The 16,754-nt window shown below is 36.1% G+C and carries 17 protein-coding genes; 1 reads left to right on the top strand and 16 read right to left on the bottom strand.

All coding sequences use genetic code 11. The features are described 5' to 3' along the window. Positions 1-88 precede the first annotated feature (88 nt). From plsX to AC3WJF_RS00640, 7 genes are all read right to left on the bottom strand, one after another. Positions 89-1,066, bottom strand: a complete 978-nt coding sequence (gene plsX / locus AC3WJF_RS00670; RefSeq protein ID WP_492449121.1) for a phosphate acyltransferase PlsX — start codon at positions 1,064-1,066, stop codon at positions 89-91. A 16-nt stretch (positions 1,067-1,082) separates the two neighbouring features. After that, positions 1,083-1,670 (bottom strand): transcription factor FapR, encoded by a 588-nt coding sequence (gene fapR / locus AC3WJF_RS00665; protein ID WP_492449120.1) that lies wholly within the window; start codon positions 1,668-1,670, stop codon positions 1,083-1,085. 94 nt (positions 1,671-1,764) lie between these two features. Beyond that, positions 1,765-3,813 (bottom strand): ATP-dependent DNA helicase RecG, encoded by a 2,049-nt coding sequence (recG, locus tag AC3WJF_RS00660; RefSeq protein ID WP_492449288.1) that lies wholly within the window; start codon positions 3,811-3,813, stop codon positions 1,765-1,767. Next, complete coding sequence (gene sdaAA, locus AC3WJF_RS00655) at positions 3,806-4,693, bottom strand: L-serine ammonia-lyase, iron-sulfur-dependent, subunit alpha (protein ID WP_492449118.1); 888 nt, start codon at positions 4,691-4,693, stop codon at positions 3,806-3,808. Before sdaAA ends, recG begins: the two co-directional genes overlap by 8 nt. Positions 4,694-4,928: 235 nt before the next feature. Beyond that, complete coding sequence (sdaAB, locus tag AC3WJF_RS00650; RefSeq protein WP_492449117.1) at positions 4,929-5,591, bottom strand: L-serine ammonia-lyase, iron-sulfur-dependent subunit beta; 663 nt, start codon at positions 5,589-5,591, stop codon at positions 4,929-4,931. 98 nt (positions 5,592-5,689) lie between these two features. Further along, a complete protein-coding gene (locus AC3WJF_RS00645; protein WP_492449116.1) occupies positions 5,690-7,366 on the bottom strand; it encodes a DAK2 domain-containing protein in 1,677 nt (558 codons plus the stop codon). Between the two features lie 17 nt (positions 7,367-7,383). Then, positions 7,384-7,746: an Asp23/Gls24 family envelope stress response protein gene (locus AC3WJF_RS00640; RefSeq protein ID WP_492449114.1), complete on the bottom strand. Its 363-nt coding sequence runs from the start codon at positions 7,744-7,746 to the stop codon at positions 7,384-7,386. 386 nt (positions 7,747-8,132) lie between these two features. On the opposite strand from AC3WJF_RS00640, the gene rpmB reads away from it, so the two are divergent. Then, complete coding sequence (gene rpmB, locus AC3WJF_RS00635; protein WP_492449113.1) at positions 8,133-8,321, top strand: 50S ribosomal protein L28; 189 nt, start codon at positions 8,133-8,135, stop codon at positions 8,319-8,321. Between the two features lie 131 nt (positions 8,322-8,452). Here the strand turns inward: rpmB and spoVM are convergent, their stop codons facing one another. The 9 genes from spoVM to def all read right to left on the bottom strand — a co-directional run bounded on the left by spoVM (position 8,453) and on the right by def (position 16,705). Beyond that, on the bottom strand, positions 8,453-8,533 hold the full coding sequence (gene spoVM, locus AC3WJF_RS00630; RefSeq protein ID WP_055740456.1) for a stage V sporulation protein SpoVM: 81 nt from the start codon (positions 8,531-8,533) through the stop codon (positions 8,453-8,455). Positions 8,534-8,737: 204 nt separating this feature from the next. Continuing rightward, positions 8,738-9,394: a thiamine diphosphokinase gene (locus tag AC3WJF_RS00625; protein ID WP_492449111.1), complete on the bottom strand. Its 657-nt coding sequence runs from the start codon at positions 9,392-9,394 to the stop codon at positions 8,738-8,740. A 50-nt stretch (positions 9,395-9,444) separates the two neighbouring features. Beyond that, positions 9,445-10,095, bottom strand: coding sequence for a ribulose-phosphate 3-epimerase (gene rpe, locus AC3WJF_RS00620; RefSeq protein WP_492449110.1), 651 nt, complete (start codon positions 10,093-10,095; stop codon positions 9,445-9,447). 2 nt (positions 10,096-10,097) lie between these two features. Further along, complete coding sequence (gene rsgA / locus AC3WJF_RS00615; RefSeq protein WP_492449109.1) at positions 10,098-10,985, bottom strand: ribosome small subunit-dependent GTPase A; 888 nt, start codon at positions 10,983-10,985, stop codon at positions 10,098-10,100. A 46-nt stretch (positions 10,986-11,031) separates the two neighbouring features. Next, positions 11,032-13,029: a Stk1 family PASTA domain-containing Ser/Thr kinase gene (gene pknB / locus AC3WJF_RS00610; protein ID WP_492449108.1), complete on the bottom strand. Its 1,998-nt coding sequence runs from the start codon at positions 13,027-13,029 to the stop codon at positions 11,032-11,034. 3 nt (positions 13,030-13,032) lie between these two features. Next, complete coding sequence (locus AC3WJF_RS00605; protein WP_492449106.1) at positions 13,033-13,794, bottom strand: Stp1/IreP family PP2C-type Ser/Thr phosphatase; 762 nt, start codon at positions 13,792-13,794, stop codon at positions 13,033-13,035. 146 nt (positions 13,795-13,940) lie between these two features. Beyond that, entirely contained in the window at positions 13,941-15,272 is a 1,332-nt protein-coding gene (rsmB, locus tag AC3WJF_RS00600; protein ID WP_492449287.1) for a 16S rRNA (cytosine(967)-C(5))-methyltransferase RsmB, read from the bottom strand. After that, positions 15,273-16,223: a methionyl-tRNA formyltransferase gene (gene fmt, locus AC3WJF_RS00595; protein WP_492449105.1), complete on the bottom strand. Its 951-nt coding sequence runs from the start codon at positions 16,221-16,223 to the stop codon at positions 15,273-15,275. Then, complete coding sequence (gene def / locus AC3WJF_RS00590; protein WP_492449103.1) at positions 16,220-16,705, bottom strand: peptide deformylase; 486 nt, start codon at positions 16,703-16,705, stop codon at positions 16,220-16,222. The genes fmt and def overlap by 4 nt, the downstream gene beginning before the upstream one ends. Positions 16,706-16,754 lie beyond the last annotated feature (49 nt).

Below are 16,754 nucleotides of genomic sequence, written 5' to 3'. Positions count from 1 at the left end.
TTTTCTTACAAAACTATTCATTTTCAAAGCTATTAACTTTGTTAGCTAAATTTCATATATAAAAGCAACAAAGTTTAAGAAAAGAACCTTAATTAATAGCATCTTTTATCGTTTTTGAAACATCATGAAGAACCATTTCACGAGCTTGGCGAACTGCATTATATAAAGCATTTGCATTAGATGACCCATGTGCTTTAATGACAGGGGCTTTAATTCCGAATAACCCAGCTCCTCCATACTCCGAATAATCCATCATATTTTTTAGCTCAAGCAAATCTGATTTTACCAAAAGGGCTGCAATTTTGCTTTTGAAACTGCTTGTTAGTGTCTGCTTTAATAACGAGAAGACGGAAGAGGCAGTACCTTCAATGGATTTCAAAACCATATTGCCTGTAAACCCATCTGTTACCACAACATCTGCAGGACCATTTAGCAAATCACGAGATTCAATGTTTCCAACAAAATTTATGTCAACTTCCTTTAATAATTCAAAAGCTGTTTTTGTTAGCTCATTCCCCTTCTTTTCTTCCGTTCCAATATTAAGAAGGCCAACTCTCGGATTATTTATTCCCCGTACCTTATTTGCATAAATAGAACCCATAATAGCATACTGAACAAGATGTTCTGGTTTCGCTTCAGCATTTGCTCCAAGGTCTAGCATAACAAAACCTTTCCCATCAATAGTAGGCAAGGTTGGAGCAAGCGCAGGGCGTTCAATCCCTTCGATTCTTCCCACAATAAAAAGCCCGGAAGCCATTAATGCACCGGTATTCCCAGCTGAAATACAAGCATCTGCCTCACCATTTGCAACAGCTTGTGCCATTAATACCATAGACGCATTCTTTTTTCTTCTTACTGCTTTAACTGGTTCATCTGTACCTGATATTACTTCCTCAGTATGTATAATTTGTACTCTCTCATTTGATTGTAAGTATTGATTTATTTGAGATTCATCCCCGTATAAAAGGATTTCAACATCTTTAAATTCTTGGATTGCTTTATTAACGCCCAAAATAATCTCTTTTGGAGCGTGGTCTCCACCCATAGCGTCTATTGCAATTTTCATTGTATATTCATCCTTTTTAGTTCGATTTCACATGCGAATCATCATATTTACTGTTTCGATACATTTCAAAATCACCTGTAAACACTAGTCTATTTCCCACATAGCTTTTCACTTCAACGATAGACCGATCGTTCCCCTTTGGTTCTAGCACTTTTGCCTTTGCAATGACCCTCTCCCCTTCTTTTACAGAATGGGTAAAATAAATATTTGCTTTACTTGTTAAGGCTAATTCATCATTTATTACTGCAACCGCTAAAGAATTAGCCTGGGCAAAAAGATGGTGGCCACGGGCGATGGAATTTCGTTTAAAAACATGTTCTTTTCGAACGTCAAAAATAGAAATTGCACTCTTATCCAGTTCAATATCGATGATTTCTCCAATTACCTCGTCGATTGGAAGAGCTTTAACTTCATCACCAAATTGTTTCTCCGCAACATTTTTTATTCTTTCCCGAAGCTCAGGAATCGATAATTCCAAGCGATCTAGTCGAATAGTTTGCACACTTACGTTAAATTTTTCCGACAACTCTTCATCTGTAATAAAGGGATTTTCCTTAATAGTTATTTGTAATTGCTTTTGCCGTTCTTTTTTTGCCATTCTCATTTTTAACACCACACGATATTAGGACTTGGTACTAATAGTAGTATATAAAAAGGAAGAGAAGAATGCAAGATTCACCTCATCCCCTCTCTCCCTATTAATCTAGTTTTTCGCCATCCATTATTCCCGAGTGTTCTAAAAAGCTTCTTAAGCCTTTATATTCTGGATTTGTCCAAAAATCGTTAAAATGAATTAATTCCATCGCATCTTTTCTAGCCGTTTCTAATGTTCGATAATCATGAACCATATCAGCTACTTTAAACTCTGGCAAACCGCTTTGCTTTTTCCCAAAAAAATCACCAGGTCCTCTTAGCTCAAGATCTTTTTCACTTAATACAAAACCATCATTTGTTTCGGTCATGATTTTCATTCTTTCTTTGCCAACATCTGATTTTGGATCTGCTAATAAAATGCAATATGATTGTTCGTTTCCTCTCCCAACACGTCCGCGAAGCTGATGAAGCTGGGATAACCCAAATCTCTCTGCATCATATATGACCATTATGGTAGCATTGGGAACATTTACTCCAACCTCCACTACAGTTGTGGAAACAAGAATTTGCACCTCATTTTTACTAAATAAATTCATTACTTCATCTTTTTCCTGAGCAGGAAGTCTCCCGTGCATAAGACCAACTTGGTAGCGATTTCTATAGTAATTGGAAAGCATATCATATACGTCAATTGCATTTTGAACATCTAACTTTTCGGATTCTTCAATTAAAGGACAAATAATATAAGCTTGTCTGCCTTGTGATAATTCTTTTTCAACAAATCCTAACACTCGTTCTAAAACTTCATGCTTCACCCAATAAGTTTCAATTGTTTTCCTACCCGCGGGCATTTCGTCGATGGTTGAAACATCCATTTCACCAAATGCCGTGATCGCTAAAGTTCGCGGTATTGGAGTAGCTGTCATAAAGAGAACATCAGGAGTTTCCCCTTTTTCCCTTAAAATTCTTCGTTGCTCAACTCCAAAACGATGTTGTTCATCGGTAATTACAAGACCTAGTTTTTGAAAGGAAACATCGTGTTGGATTAATGCATGTGTTCCTATTAGGATATCAATTTCCCCATTATTTAATCGTTCGAGGATTACTTTTCTTTTCTTTCCTTTTACAGAGCTAGTTAGCAAAGCTAATTTTACACCCATTGGCTCTAATAGTTGAAATAATGAATCTGCATGCTGTTCGGCTAAAATTTCGGTTGGCACCATTAATGCGCCTTGGTAACCAGCAGTGACAGTGGCATAAAGTACGATAGCTGCGACAGCCGTCTTTCCAGAGCCTACGTCCCCTTGTAGTAAGCGATTCATCCTGATAGAGGATTTTAAGTCTGTACAAATTTCATTTACGACACGTTTTTGGGCATTTGTTAATTTAAACGGTAAAGATGAAATAAAACCTTTTACCTTTGATAAATCATAATGTTGAGAATCCCCACCGGAATTTTCTCTTTCAAACTTGCGTAAAGCCTGCATTTTTAGTTGAAAAAACAAAAATTCTTCATATACCATCCTTCTCCGTGCTTGCTTCATTTCTGCTTGCGATTTAGGGAAATGTAACGAAAAAATGGTTTCCTTCCTATCAAGAAGTTTATATTTTTGTCTGAGAAATTCCGGAATATTTTCTTCTATTTCATTGCTATATGATTGATAAGCAATTTTGATAAACTTTCGCAATTGTTTTACAGAAAGATTACCCCTGACAGCATATACAGGCTCAAATTCAGTTGTCATTTGATATGGACCATTTTTCATTTCCCCGGCTGTTATTGTTTGCCGATGTTGATCCCATTTCCCTGTGACGGTAATTGTATCCTGGATAATTATTTTCTTTTTTAAGTATGCTTGATTAAAAAAGATAACTTTAATTAAATATCTTTCTACTAATAAATGGACTGTTAATCTTGAACGCTTTCGATTATAAAAGACAAGAGAAGGCTCACTATGAACCTTCCCTTCTACCGTTATTTTTTCTTCGTGTTTTACCTCTTGTAATTCGCGCAAACGATAGTCTTCATAGCGATATGGGAAATGCTCAAGTAAGTCCTTAACAGTAAATATCCCCATAACTGCTAAGTTACTTTCAGCTTCTTCACCTACACCTTTTATTACAGAAACAGAGTCTTGTAATGATTTATTCATCATACTGCAGCGGCATCCCAAAGATTTTTGCTTCTAATTTTCGACCTGTTGGTGTATCCGCTAATCCTCCTTCAGCCGTTTCCTTAAACGCTGTAGGCATTCTTTGCCCAATTTTAAACATAGCATCAATTACTTCATCACAAGGAATTCTGCTAGTCACACCCGCTAATGCCATATCTGCTGCAACCATTGCATTCGCAGCTCCCATTGCATTTCGTTTAATACATGGTACTTCAACTAGCCCAGCAACCGGATCACAAACTAGACCTAACATATTCTTTAAAGTTATTGCCATAGCATGGGCACATTGGAAAGGTGTACCGCCAGCCATTTCCACTATAGCAGCTGCAGCCATTCCAGCCGCAGAACCGACCTCTGCTTGACACCCTCCTGCAGCACCAGATATAAAGGCATTGTTCGCTACGACAAAACCAAATGCACCGGATGTAAATAAGAAGTGAACCATTTGCTCTCTGGTCGGATTAAGCTTGTTTTTTACTGCAAATAAAGTCCCAGGTACAACCCCTGCCGATCCGGCAGTAGGAGTAGCACAAATAGTCCCCATTGCAGCATTTACTTCATTGGTTGCAACCGCTTTACTAACAGCGTCAAGAATAGTCTCACCAGATAAGAAATTACCTTTTTCAATATATTTTTGAAGCAAGACAGCATCCCCGCCTGTTAAACCGGAATGTGAAGTAACTCCGCGAATTCCGCGTTCAATTGCTTCTTCCATTACTTGCAAACTTTTTTCCATTTGATTAAATATTTCTTCACGTGTTCTTCCCGTAATTTCCATTTCTTGTTCAATCATAATTTCGGAAATTTTTTTATTTTGGGATTCGGCTAACTCAATTAATTCTGCAACATTTCGAAACATGGGAGAACCCCCTTTTTATTCATTATATAAGGCTGCTTCCGCAATAATTATTGCCTTTCGCCATTGGCTATAAATCCTTAGTAAGCTTGGTTTCGGGGCATCTTTTCTTTCCGCGTTTAATTATTTTTAATCCAAGTAAGGTTATTACTTTGAATTTCGTATACAAAAACAACAAAGTTTAAGAAAAGAGCCTTTGCAAACGCTACCATAAATATACTTATATGAAATTAGCAGCCTATTCTACAATTCTTGCAACTTGAGTAACAATTGGCAATGCTTGAATTTCATCAATTAATTCTTGACTAATATTTTGATCTACTTCAATGGTCATTAATGCCATTTTCCCCTTCTCTTTTCGAGAAACGTCCATATAACCAATATTGATTTCATATTTAGAAATGATGTTGGCAACTGAAGCAATTGCACCATATCGGTCATTGTGGACAACCAAAATTGCTGGATGATGACCTGATAATTTTAGTGGAAATCCATTTAATTCAGTAATCTCAATCTTCCCGCCACCAATCGAAATTCCGACAAGCTCTAATTCATTGGAATCATCACCAATTTGAACTTTCGCTGTATTAGGATGTTCAGGGACCGCATCTGATTCGATAAATTCAATCGCCATATTTTTTTCTTTTGCAATATCAATAGCAGAGATTATTCGCTCATCAAAAGTATCGAAATCTAAGAGACCTCCAATGATCGCAACATCTGTACCATGACCTTTATATGTTTTAGCAAATGAACCATACAAATATATTTTTACCCATTTTGGCTCTTTTCCAAAAAGATTCCGTGCTACTCTTCCGATTCTTGCCGCACCAGCAGTATGGGAACTGGAAGGTCCAATCATTACAGGACCAATTATATCAAATACGCTTTTGTACTTCATTAAACATTACTCCCCTCATATATAAGGAAGAATTATTCTTCTTTATTTTATGCATCTTGTCACTAAAGGGTATACTGGCTACATATCTATTTAACCACTTATTCTACTGCAAAGATATAAGAATAAATTGGTTGTTTTCCATTATGAACCTCTACTTCTATATCTTCATAATTTTCATTTATAAATGCGACAAGTATGTTAATCTGTTCTTCGCCCACATCTTCACCGTACATAACGGTAAGAATTTCACTATCTTCATCCAACATTTGTTGTAATAATCCTTTTGCGGTTAAAAATAAATCTTGATTGGTTTCCACAATTTTTCCTTCATCGATTCCCATGAAGTCATTTTTATTTATAGATATACCGTCAATGGTTGTATCACGAACAGCATACGTAATTTGGCCGGTCTTCACATGCTGCATTGCATCTATCATCGATTTTTTATTGTCTTCCATATCCGCAGATGGATTAAACGCTAATAACGCAGACATTCCTTGTGGTACCGTTTTGGACGGGATTACGACAACTTCTTCCTCAGCAACTTGAGCGGCTTGTTCAGCAGCCATGATAATATTCTTGTTATTAGGCAGTATAAATACTTTCTTTCCATTTGCTTCTTTGATAGCTTTTAACAAATCCTCCGTACTTGGATTCATTGTTTGTCCACCTTCAATAACTGCATTGGCACCAATGCTTTGAAAAACTTGGGCTATTCCTTCACCCATTGAAACGGTCACAATACCGAATTCTTTTTTTTCTGTTAGAGCTTGTGTGGTATTTAAAGTATTTTGTGTCTTTTCAACTATTGAACTATGTTGTTCCCGCATATTTTCAATTTTTATTTTTATTAAGCTACCGTATTTCTGACCATAAGTTAAAACATCACCGGGAGTTTCTGAATGAATATGAACTTTCACAAGTTCATCATCGGAAATAACTAACAAAGAATCCCCATAATGATTTAAATCATTACGAAATTCCTCCTCTGAAAATGGATGTTTTCGAAGTTTTTCTTCGTCTAATTTTACCATTATCTCCGTACAATACCCATATTTAATATCTTCGGTATTCATAAAACCTTGCACATTTTTATGGTGTTCTGCACTTACTAATTCTGTCATGGAAGAATTTACGGTAGTAGTTGAATGAATGGACTCCCCCTTTAATTCCGCAAGAAATCCGTCATATACACAAACAAGTCCTTGACCACCGCTGTCTACCACTCCAACTTCCTTTAAGACTGGAAGCAAATCTGGGGTTCGATTTAAAGACGCCTTTGCTTCTTGTACTGTTTCTTCCATTACTATTACAATATCGTTTTGCTTTTTTGCAACTTGTAAAGCTTTTTTTGCAGCATCTTTCGCTACTGTTAAAATAGTCCCCTCTACTGGTTTCATGACGGCTTTATATGCAGAATTAACACCTGCTTCGAGAGCTGAAGCAAATTCAACACTCGTTATAGAGTCCTTAGTTTCAATATATTTTCCAAAACCACGAAATAGCTGTGAAAGTATTACACCAGAATTCCCACGTGCCCCCATTAATAAACCTTTCGAAAGAGCAGCTGCAACAATTCCTATATGGTCTTGTACATTTTTTTGGACTTCTTTTGCACCAGAGGTCATTGATAAATTCATATTCGTTCCAGTATCACCGTCAGGAACGGGAAATACGTTCAATGCATCCACTTTAATTGCATTTGCGGATAAGTTATTGGCTCCGCTAATGACCATTTCTGCAAAACGTTTTCCATCCAATGATGTAATTGCCACTAATGTATCCTCCCTTATTACGGGTTTGAAACCCGAACTCCTTGAACAAAAATATTAATTGAGTCGACTGATAAGCCTACCGTCTTATTTAATATATATTTAACTTTTGATTGTACATTGTGAGCTATTTCGGAAATTTTCGTTCCATAGCTTACTATTATATACATTTCAATATGTACTTCATTGTTTTCTTGGCGAACAATGACACCACGTGAGAAATTATCCTTGCGTAAAATGTCTGTAATGCCATCTTTGATTTGATTCTTAGAGGCCATCCCAACGATACCATAGCAATCCACTGCCGCACCTCCGGCAATTGTTGCAATTACATCATTTGAAATATCTATTTGACCATAAGCCGTTTTCATTTCAATGGACATTATCCGTTCCCCCTAGTTAATATTGCGGAATATAAGAAGCTATCGTCATTTTACTATACTATAGCTGTTTTTTAAAGTCGAATCTCTTTTTGTCTAGCTCCGGCTCCTATCGACTAGCAAACTTCCGGTCTCCTCCCTACGATAAGTCAACATCGACTCGTCCCTCGTCGTGTTTCCTAAATCTTGCGTCGAAGCCCTACAGTTTGTACGTCGATGGACAGTCGCCTCCGCTTTTCGTTTTGTCAAGATTAATTCCTTGAAAGTATATTGCTTGCGTATTGCATTATTATAGGTTGTATGATAAATTATTAAGGTATCTTTTATGATGAATATTGAAGTGATGAAACAAATGATATGTTTACTTCAGTAGTAAGGAGGGGAATTATATGCCAAAAAAATGTGTAATCACTGGACGTAAGACTACTTCTGGAAATTCTCGCTCACATGCGATGAATGCTAATAAACGTACTTGGGGTGCAAATCTTCAAAAAGTTCGTATTCTTATTGATGGTAAGCCTAAGCGTGTTTGGGTTTCTGCTAGAGCATTAAGATCAGGAAAAGTAGAGCGCGTTTAATAAAAAAATGTAAAAACATCCATGGACTTCATGGATGTTTTTCTTTTCTCTTTACTTACTACTATCCTCCTATACAAAATAAACGCACCCAATATGGGTGCTAATAAATTCCTTTTTTATTTAACTGTTTTCTAGCCTTTTTTAAAAGTTCCTAACATGGCACGAACAATGCCACCAATAAATCTAGGCAGTTTAATCGTATAAAATTTCATTTATTTCCCTCCTCGTCAATCTAAAAGCAAACACTGATTCTAAGAAAACGCTTAGATCCCTAGGATTAATGTTTCCAATTTCTTTGATAAAGAATATCATTCGTGTATCAAGGGATTGAATTTAAACATTCTCAAGATTTCGGTACTATTATATTCAATAATAAAAGAATAAGTACGGTACCCATTAAAAATCGGGCTCGGCGATTAATTGTCTTTACTTCTTACCATCAATAATATGCCCGAACGAAAAGAAAAAGTACCGGAATCTTTAAGAAGTTCATTACTAATACATAATGTAGTGCCTTGTTTTACAGTTCTATTTAGGAGGGGATATTTAAAACCTAATAAAGTTATGTCCTTTATTTCAGTTGTTAAAGGAAGAAAAGATATGTACTTTAAATCATTCCTTTTCTTAACAATGTATGATCCTGGTAAATAGGCACTGACCCTATTTTGACAGTCAATTATTTCAATTTCACAGTTTGCATGTAAGCACTCTTCACGAATTAACATGAATACATTCGCAAAATAATGATCTGCTCTTCCACCTGTTGCACCAAATATATTAATTTTGGATGGAAGACTCTGCAATGCCCACTCTAATGCTAATTCTAAATCTGTTTCATCCTTCTCAGGAATATACTCCATAATTTTCTTAGTATTTGCTTTTATGATTTCCCATTCCTTTTCCGAAACAGAATCAAAATCACCGAATGCTATGTCAGGAATTATCCCATTCTTAATCAAATGAAATACTCCGTAATCAACTCCGACCCAAATGGACTCTGATTGTTGAAATTCAGAAAGATTAGGGATATTTTCAACTGGTCCGCCTGCAACTATATGGATAATTTTATTCATCAGTTTACCACCTTAAATTTTATAAAAAAAGTCAGCAATAAGCTGACTTTTTAATTTATATTTTTTAAATTATTTATGGCTTCTTCTCTATTTACATGATTATATATAGCCGATCCAGCTACTAGTACATTTGCTCCTGCAGCAACACATTGCTTAGCAGTTTCAGGATTGATCCCACCATCGACCTCAATCTCTAAGTTTAACCCATGTTGATTCGCTAATTCCTTTACCATTTTTATTTTTGGTAATACTGATGAAATAAAACTTTGTCCACCGAATCCCGGATTGACCGTCATTAGCAGCACCATATCTACATCTTTTATCACATGTTGTATCATTTCAATTGGAGTGGCTGGATTTAAAACTACACCCGCTTTCACTCCTAGAGATTTAATATGTTGAATGGTTCGGTGAAGATGCTTGCAAGCTTCTACATGGACAGAAATATAATCTGCGCCAGCCTTTGCAAACGCTTCGATATATTGATCGGGATTCTGAATCATTAAATGAACATCTAGTGGGAGATTAGTAATCGGGCGAATAGCCTCTACTACGATTGGACCCATCGTAATATTCGGAACAAAATGTCCATCCATCACATCAATATGAATATAATCTGCACCACCAATTTCAACATCCTTAATTTCCTCAGCTAATTTAGAAAAGTTAGCAGATAGAATAGATGGAGCAATTTTAAACATTATTAATACCTCGGCTTTCTATCTTTTATTTCTTGTAAGAACTGCAAATAATGCTGATAACGATATTCCGGTATTTCTTTCTCTTCTACTGCAGTCTTCACTGCACATTTAGGCTCATTAAGGTGGAGACAGCCGCGAAACTTACATTCAGACTTACGTGATTCCATCTCTGGAAAACAATTATCTAAATGTTCAGCTTCAAGCTCGTCAAAATCAAGAGAACTGAATCCAGGAGTATCAGCGACTAGACCTTCCCCATCTGCAATTTCTATTAATTCAACATGCCTAGTAGTATGTTTCCCTCGTCCTAAATGAGTGGATATATCATCCGTTTTTATAGATAAATTTGGATTAAGGGCATTTAAAAGAGAGGATTTTCCAACACCTGATTGGCCGGCAAAAACACTTGTTTTCCCTTTTAATTTTTCAAGGATTAGATTTACACCTTCATTCATTTTCGAAGATGTAAGAAACACATCGTATCCAATAGTTCTATATTCGTTTACATAAGATTCAATTGCTTCCATTTCGTTATCCTGTAAAAGGTCCATTTTGGAAATACATATGATTGGCGTGATTTCACTCGCCTCCACTAACACCAAAAAACGGTCTAATAAAGCTGTACTGAAATCCGGCTCTTTTGCGGAAAACAATAAAATTGCTTGATCCACATTAGATATTGGCGGACGTATTAGTTCATTTTCTCTTGGAAATATTTCCATAATATATCCTTCACGGTCATTTTCCGCTTGATATTCTACATAGTCACCAACTAAAGGGGTTATTTTATTTTTCCGAAAAACCCCTCTTCCGCGACATTGAATCAAATTTCCTTCGTTAAGGACATAATAAAAACCGCTTAATGCCTTAATGATTTTTCCCCTCGGCATTGCATCACTCCTTTAACTAGTTACATTTATCTTCAGCACCTATGGGTTAATCTCCAGGATATAGAACAGGAGCTGTCTTTATGGTCGTACCATCACGTACAACCCTGTAAGCTGCTTGTTTTCCTTTTTCAATTCTAACTTCATAGACTTTCTTCGTGTTTTCGGTAATATCAAATGTATCGGCAGGTTCTAACATTGTATGGTCCATGTCTTCAATATAAATTTGCACTGTTTGTGGCTTGCCTTCCTCTGTAGGTTCATACGGAATGTCGATCTCCACTTCAACAGTTTTCGGCGGGATTGGTTTTGGACCTTTCGAAATAACCACTTTCACTTTATCTCCTTTTACCAACTCTGTTCCGGCATCAGGAGACTGGCTTATTACAGTACCTTCCGGTGCGGAATCGGAATAATCCTGCTGTGACATATCTATTTTTAAACCTGTTTCATCTGCATAATCCTTTAAGCTTTTTTCGTTATAATCGGTTAAATCTTTTAAAGTAATTTTTTCTTGACCTTTGCTAACCGTAAAAGTAATAACTGTATCTCCAGGTACTACTTCTGACCCAGGAGTTGGGTCTTGGTCAATGATGGTTCCTTCTGTATTATCATCGTATACTTCATTCTTGATGATATTTTTAAAACCTTGTTCATTTAATATTTGGAATACCGAATCATATTGCTGCCCTTTATAATCCACAAGCGAGTATTTTTCTTTACCCGTACTCACAAAAAGATTAATGGTAGATCCTTCCTTAACTGATTGTCCAAATTTCGGATCTGTTTTAATAATATGATCTTCAGCAATATCTTCATTAGGGGTTTTTATTGTTTGACCAATCTCAAAGCCCTTGTCCTTTAAAATGGCAATAGCATCATCAATTGGTTTATCTGTTACATCTGGTACATCTATTTCTTTTGGTCCTAGTATTCCCGGTAAAAAGGCAAAAACTAATCCTGCAAATAAGAGCAGCAAAATAATAACAGAACTAATAATCCATGGCCATTTTCTTCTTTTCTTCTTTTGCTTTTTATTCTTTCCTTTTTTCTTATCATTAATTGCATCATCTTCATCATCATTTTCTTGATTGATAATACCATTTCCATGAATCTTTGTTTTTTCATCATTGCGATTAGGAACAGAATTTAAATCTGTAATAATAGGGATTACTTTTGTTGCATCATTATCTTCAGGGATAGAAAATTTAGCTTCATTTACTCGATCTGGATATAAAGCAGTTCTAATATCATCTTCCATTTCCTCGACATTTTTATAACGATGAAACGGATCCTTTGCCGTAGCTTTTAGAATAATATTTTCTACACTTTGAGGAATGGCTGAATTCCATCTTCTAGGTGAAGGTGTTTCTGATTGCAAATGTTTAAGTGCAATAGAAACTGCTGATTCCCCCGAAAAAGGTAGTCTTCCTGTTAGCAATTCAAACATTACGATTCCAAGAGAATATATATCTGATTTACGGGTAGCCATACCACCTCTTGCTTGTTCAGGAGATAAATAATGTACGGAACCTAAAACAGAATTAGTTTGAGTTATCGAAGTAGCAGATAATGCCATCGCAATGCCAAAATCTGTAATTTTCACAACCCCAGAGTGATCAATTAAGATATTTTGCGGCTTAATATCACGATGAATAATGTGATGTTGATGTGCATGAGATATTGCAGACGTAAGCTGCTGCATTATGTCTAGTGCTTTTTCCACAGAAATGGGGTAATGTTGCTGTATGTATTGCTTCAAAGTCATACCATCAACAAATTCCATTACTATATAATATATATCGTCTTCCTCACCAATATCATATATATTTACTATGTTTGGATGTGCCAAACTTGTGGCAGATTGTGCCTCTCTTTGAAAACGATGAATAAATTCCTGTTCATTTGCAAAATCTAAACGTAGGATTTTAAGTGCTACATCTCGGTCTAGTATCATATCACGTGCTAAATAAACGTTTGCCATACCGCCGCCGCCAATCATATCCATGATTTTATAGCGGTCATTAATTCTTTTACCAATCAGCATTCATTACACCCCGCTTTCATCGGGTAAGGGGAAATCAATCATAACTATTGTAATATTATCCTCTCCACCGTTTTCGTTTGCTAAGTTGATCATAGCTTGTGCTTTCTCATCCATGGTATGGACTTCCTTACATAACATGTTTTTTATTTCTAAGTCTGTTACTTTATCATATAATCCATCAGAACATAACAATAAGCAGTCACCATTATCTACTAATATTGTTTTTATATCGACATCAACTTTTAAATCTGTGCCAATTGCCTTTAATATCCAGTTTTTCCTTGGATGATGTTGAGCATCTTCCTTTGATATTTGTCCTGTTTTAACTAATTCATTTACGAGTGTGTGGTCTTCCGTCAATTGTTGAAATCCAGTTTCATTTAAAAGATAACCGCGACTATCACCAATATTAGCAATTGTAATAAATTCATTAGTACAAATCGCAACTACTAATGTTGTCCCCATTCCTTCAAGACTACTGTCAGTTTTAGCGTGTAGATATATTTTGGTGTTTACCTCAGCAATCGTGTTACGGAGCCATTTTTCTGAAACCGCTGCATCTACTTCCGCTACTGGGAAAGTTTTTTTCCAGCTCTTTTTTAATTCATTCACTGTCATTTCACTAGCAATATCTCCTGCATTATGTCCACCCATACCATCTGCAACGATGGCAAGAAAAATACCAGAGTCACTTATAATAACTTCAGCATTATCCTCATTATTCTGACGAACTCTCCCAGCGTCTGTCTTTACAACATATCCCATTGTCCGCTCACCTCATTTCGTGATCATGAATCCATATAGGGCCTTTTGTATTGCCAAAGTACTTGCTTTACATTTACGACTAGAATAATAATTTTTCCTGCAAAATTCTGTGGATATTCCTATTAAAGTTTAAAATATCTTTCATGTTATTTCTTTTTGAAACATGCAATAAAAAATCCGTCACTTCCAAAATCTTGCGGGAATATTTGCAGGTAATTATCTCGAACAAACGGCTTGATTACGGTAGGGACTTGGATAGTATAAGCCTCGAATTCAGGATAATTTTCTAGAAAATATTGTACAGTACCTTCGTTTTCTTCTTTGTCTACTGTACAAGTGCTATATGTAAGTATGCCGCCAGACTTAACTAATTGTGCAGCTTCTGTTAATATAGAATGCTGAATCGTCTGTAAAGTTTCAATATCATGCAGAGACTTTACATATTTTATATCTGGTTTTCTTCTTAAAACACCGAGACCTGAACAAGGTGCATCTACTAAAACTCGATCAAATGTACCTTTTTGATAATTTTCACTAATTTTACGGCTGTCCATTGCGATGCTATCGACATTGCTTAAACCTAGTCGTTCTGCATTTTCCTTTATGAGTTTTATTTTATGCGCATGAAGATCATGTGCGATTACTTTACCAGTTCCATTTAACTTTTCTGCTATATGTGTGGTTTTTCCCCCTGGAGCTGCGCAACAATCTAAAATCATTTGATTTGGTTCAATTTCCATTACATTAGCAACAAGCATGGAACTCTCATCCTGAATGGTTATAAGTCCATTTTTAAAACATTTAGAATGGACAAGATTTCCTTTTAATGATCTAATTGCTTCATTTAACAAAGGGCTCTTTTCTACAAGAAAACCTTCTTTTTCTAAAAGCTCAATCACTTCTTCACGTGTTGTTCTTGTAACATTTACCCTTGCTGTTTGCAGTGGAGCAATTAAATTTGTTTCACACATCTTCTTTGTTTTATCAAAACCAAATTGGTTTGTCCATCTTTCCACCAACCATTTTGGGTGACTCGTTTCAATAGAAAGTCTTTCCATAGGATCAAGAATATCATCAAGGGAAGGAACACCCTTTCTCTGAATAGCTCTTAATACGCCATTGACCATCCCTGCTATTCCACGGTGACCACGTCTTTTTGCAATTTCAACTGATTCAAATATAACAGCACGGTCAGGTATTTTGTCTAAATAAAGCATTTGATAAAGAGAAAGCCTTAAAAGATTTTGTACCCAAGGTTCTATTTTCTTTTGCAAAAATGGCTTCAAATAGAAATCTAACGCGTATTTCCTTTGCAAGGTACCATATGTAATTTCAGTAAGTAATCCAACATCTGGACCAGTTATACCATTTTTCTCAATAACTTGATTCAATAATAGATTACTGTATGATTGGTGTTTTTCAATTGATTCAAGGATGTCTAATGTTGCTTCTCTCACATTTTTTTTTGGCATTTGTATTTAGTCTCCTAGAATTTTACCTTCTAAATAGGCTTTATCTATTCCATTGAGAAAGCTTTCAGCGTAAATTTTCTTTTTCCCTGACGGCTGTAGCTCCGTAATTTTAATGGCAATATCATTTGCTGTACTAACGACGAAACCGTCTTTCAATATATCAATTATAGTACCTGGAAGATTCGGGGTTTTTTTCTTAATCGAAACCTTCTCCCCCCACCATATCTTTAAAACCTCACCTTCCATCATGGTATAAGCAACTGGCCAAGGATGGAGTCCGCGAATTTGATTATATATTTCTTCACCACTTCTGTCCCAATTAATTTTTTCCTGATCTCGTTTAATATTGGAGGCAAAGGTAGCCAGTGATTCCTCCTGTTTAATAGGTATGATTTCATTTTTTAATAGCTTTGGCAATGTTTCCGATAACAGGTCAGCTCCAGCTACACTAAGCTTTTCATGTAAACTACCGACATGGTCAGTTTCAAGTATTGGAACTTCCACATGACTAATAATATCTCCGGCATCTAATTTCTCCACCATATACATAATGGTTATGCCTGTTTTCTCTTTTCCTTGTAAAATAGCATAATGGATTGGTGCACCACCGCGAAGTTCTGGTAAAAGAGATGCATGGACATTAATACACCCGAATTTCGGTGCTTCTAATAACTTTTTAGGCAATATTTGGCCATATGCTGCAGTGACAATTACGTCAGGATTTAGGTTAAGTATTTTATCAAGTTCTTCTGGATCTTTTATTTTCTCCGGTTGGTAAACGGGAATATTATATTTTTGCGCAGCGGCCTTCACTGGTGGAGGCGTTAAAACACGCTTTCTACCAACCGGACGATCAGGCTGTGTAACTACAGCCGCTACATCGTATTTATCGCTTATTAATCTTTCCAAGACAGGAACTGAGAAGTCGGGAGTTCCCATAAAAATAATCTTTGTCATCCGTTTTCCATCTCCTCTAACTCTTCTTCATTAACATAATTCAAAATCTTTGTTGTGAATAAAATTCCGTGTAAATGATCAATTTCATGTTGAATTGCGCGTGCAAGAAACTCTTCAGCCTCAATAATGAATGTTCTACCCTTTACATCTTGTGCTTGGACCTTCACATAAAAAGGGCGCGAAACAGTTCCATATAAACCCGGAAAGCTTAAACAGCCCTCTACATCTGTTTGTTCACCTTTTGTCTCTAAAATAACAGGATTTATTAAATCAATTCTTCCTAGTTCATCACCAACATCTACAACAGCAATTTGGAGATCGACGCCAATTTGCGGAGCAGCTAAGCCAACACCGTCAGCCTCTAACATGGTTTCATACATATTCTTCACCAATGCTTTTAAATTGCGATCGAACAGTTTCACCGGTTTGCATTCTGTCTCCAATATATCTGCAGGATGTTTTACAATTGGGAGTATTGCCATAGTTGCTTCCTCTTTTCGTATAATCTATATTGGGTGTTTTCGAATAAAT

The sequence above is a fragment of the Heyndrickxia sp. FW510-T9 genome, assembly GCF_058781025.1.
The sequence above is the reverse complement of the archived record's forward strand: the minus strand, read 5'-3'. Positions and strand labels throughout refer to the sequence as shown.

Coding starts and splice junctions, on each gene's coding strand:
- pknB (WP_492449108.1), bottom strand. CDS start 13,029: ATGCTGATTGGTAAAAGAATTAATGACCGCTATAAAATCATGGATATG.
- AC3WJF_RS00605 (WP_492449106.1), bottom strand. CDS start 13,794: ATGGGATATGTTGTAAAGACAGACGCTGGGAGAGTTCGTCAGAATAAT.
- sdaAA (WP_492449118.1), bottom strand. CDS start 4,693: ATGTTTCGAAATGTTGCAGAATTAATTGAGTTAGCCGAATCCCAAAAT.
- rsgA (WP_492449109.1), bottom strand. CDS start 10,985: ATGCCGAGGGGAAAAATCATTAAGGCATTAAGCGGTTTTTATTATGTC.
- recG (WP_492449288.1), bottom strand. CDS start 3,813: ATGAATAAATCATTACAAGACTCTGTTTCTGTAATAAAAGGTGTAGGT.
- plsX (WP_492449121.1), bottom strand. CDS start 1,066: ATGAAAATTGCAATAGACGCTATGGGTGGAGACCACGCTCCAAAAGAG.
- fmt (WP_492449105.1), bottom strand. CDS start 16,223: ATGACAAAGATTATTTTTATGGGAACTCCCGACTTCTCAGTTCCTGTC.
- AC3WJF_RS00640 (WP_492449114.1), bottom strand. CDS start 7,746: ATGTCCATTGAAATGAAAACGGCTTATGGTCAAATAGATATTTCAAAT.
- sdaAB (WP_492449117.1), bottom strand. CDS start 5,591: ATGAAGTACAAAAGCGTATTTGATATAATTGGTCCTGTAATGATTGGA.
- AC3WJF_RS00625 (WP_492449111.1), bottom strand. CDS start 9,394: ATGAATAAAATTATCCATATAGTTGCAGGCGGACCAGTTGAAAATATC.
- def (WP_492449103.1), bottom strand. CDS start 16,705: ATGGCAATACTCCCAATTGTAAAACATCCTGCAGATATATTGGAGACA.
- spoVM (WP_055740456.1), bottom strand. CDS start 8,533: ATGAAATTTTATACGATTAAACTGCCTAGATTTATTGGTGGCATTGTT.
- rpe (WP_492449110.1), bottom strand. CDS start 10,095: ATGTTTAAAATTGCTCCATCTATTCTATCTGCTAACTTTTCTAAATTA.
- fapR (WP_492449120.1), bottom strand. CDS start 1,670: ATGAGAATGGCAAAAAAAGAACGGCAAAAGCAATTACAAATAACTATT.
- rpmB (WP_492449113.1), top strand. CDS start 8,133: ATGCCAAAAAAATGTGTAATCACTGGACGTAAGACTACTTCTGGAAAT.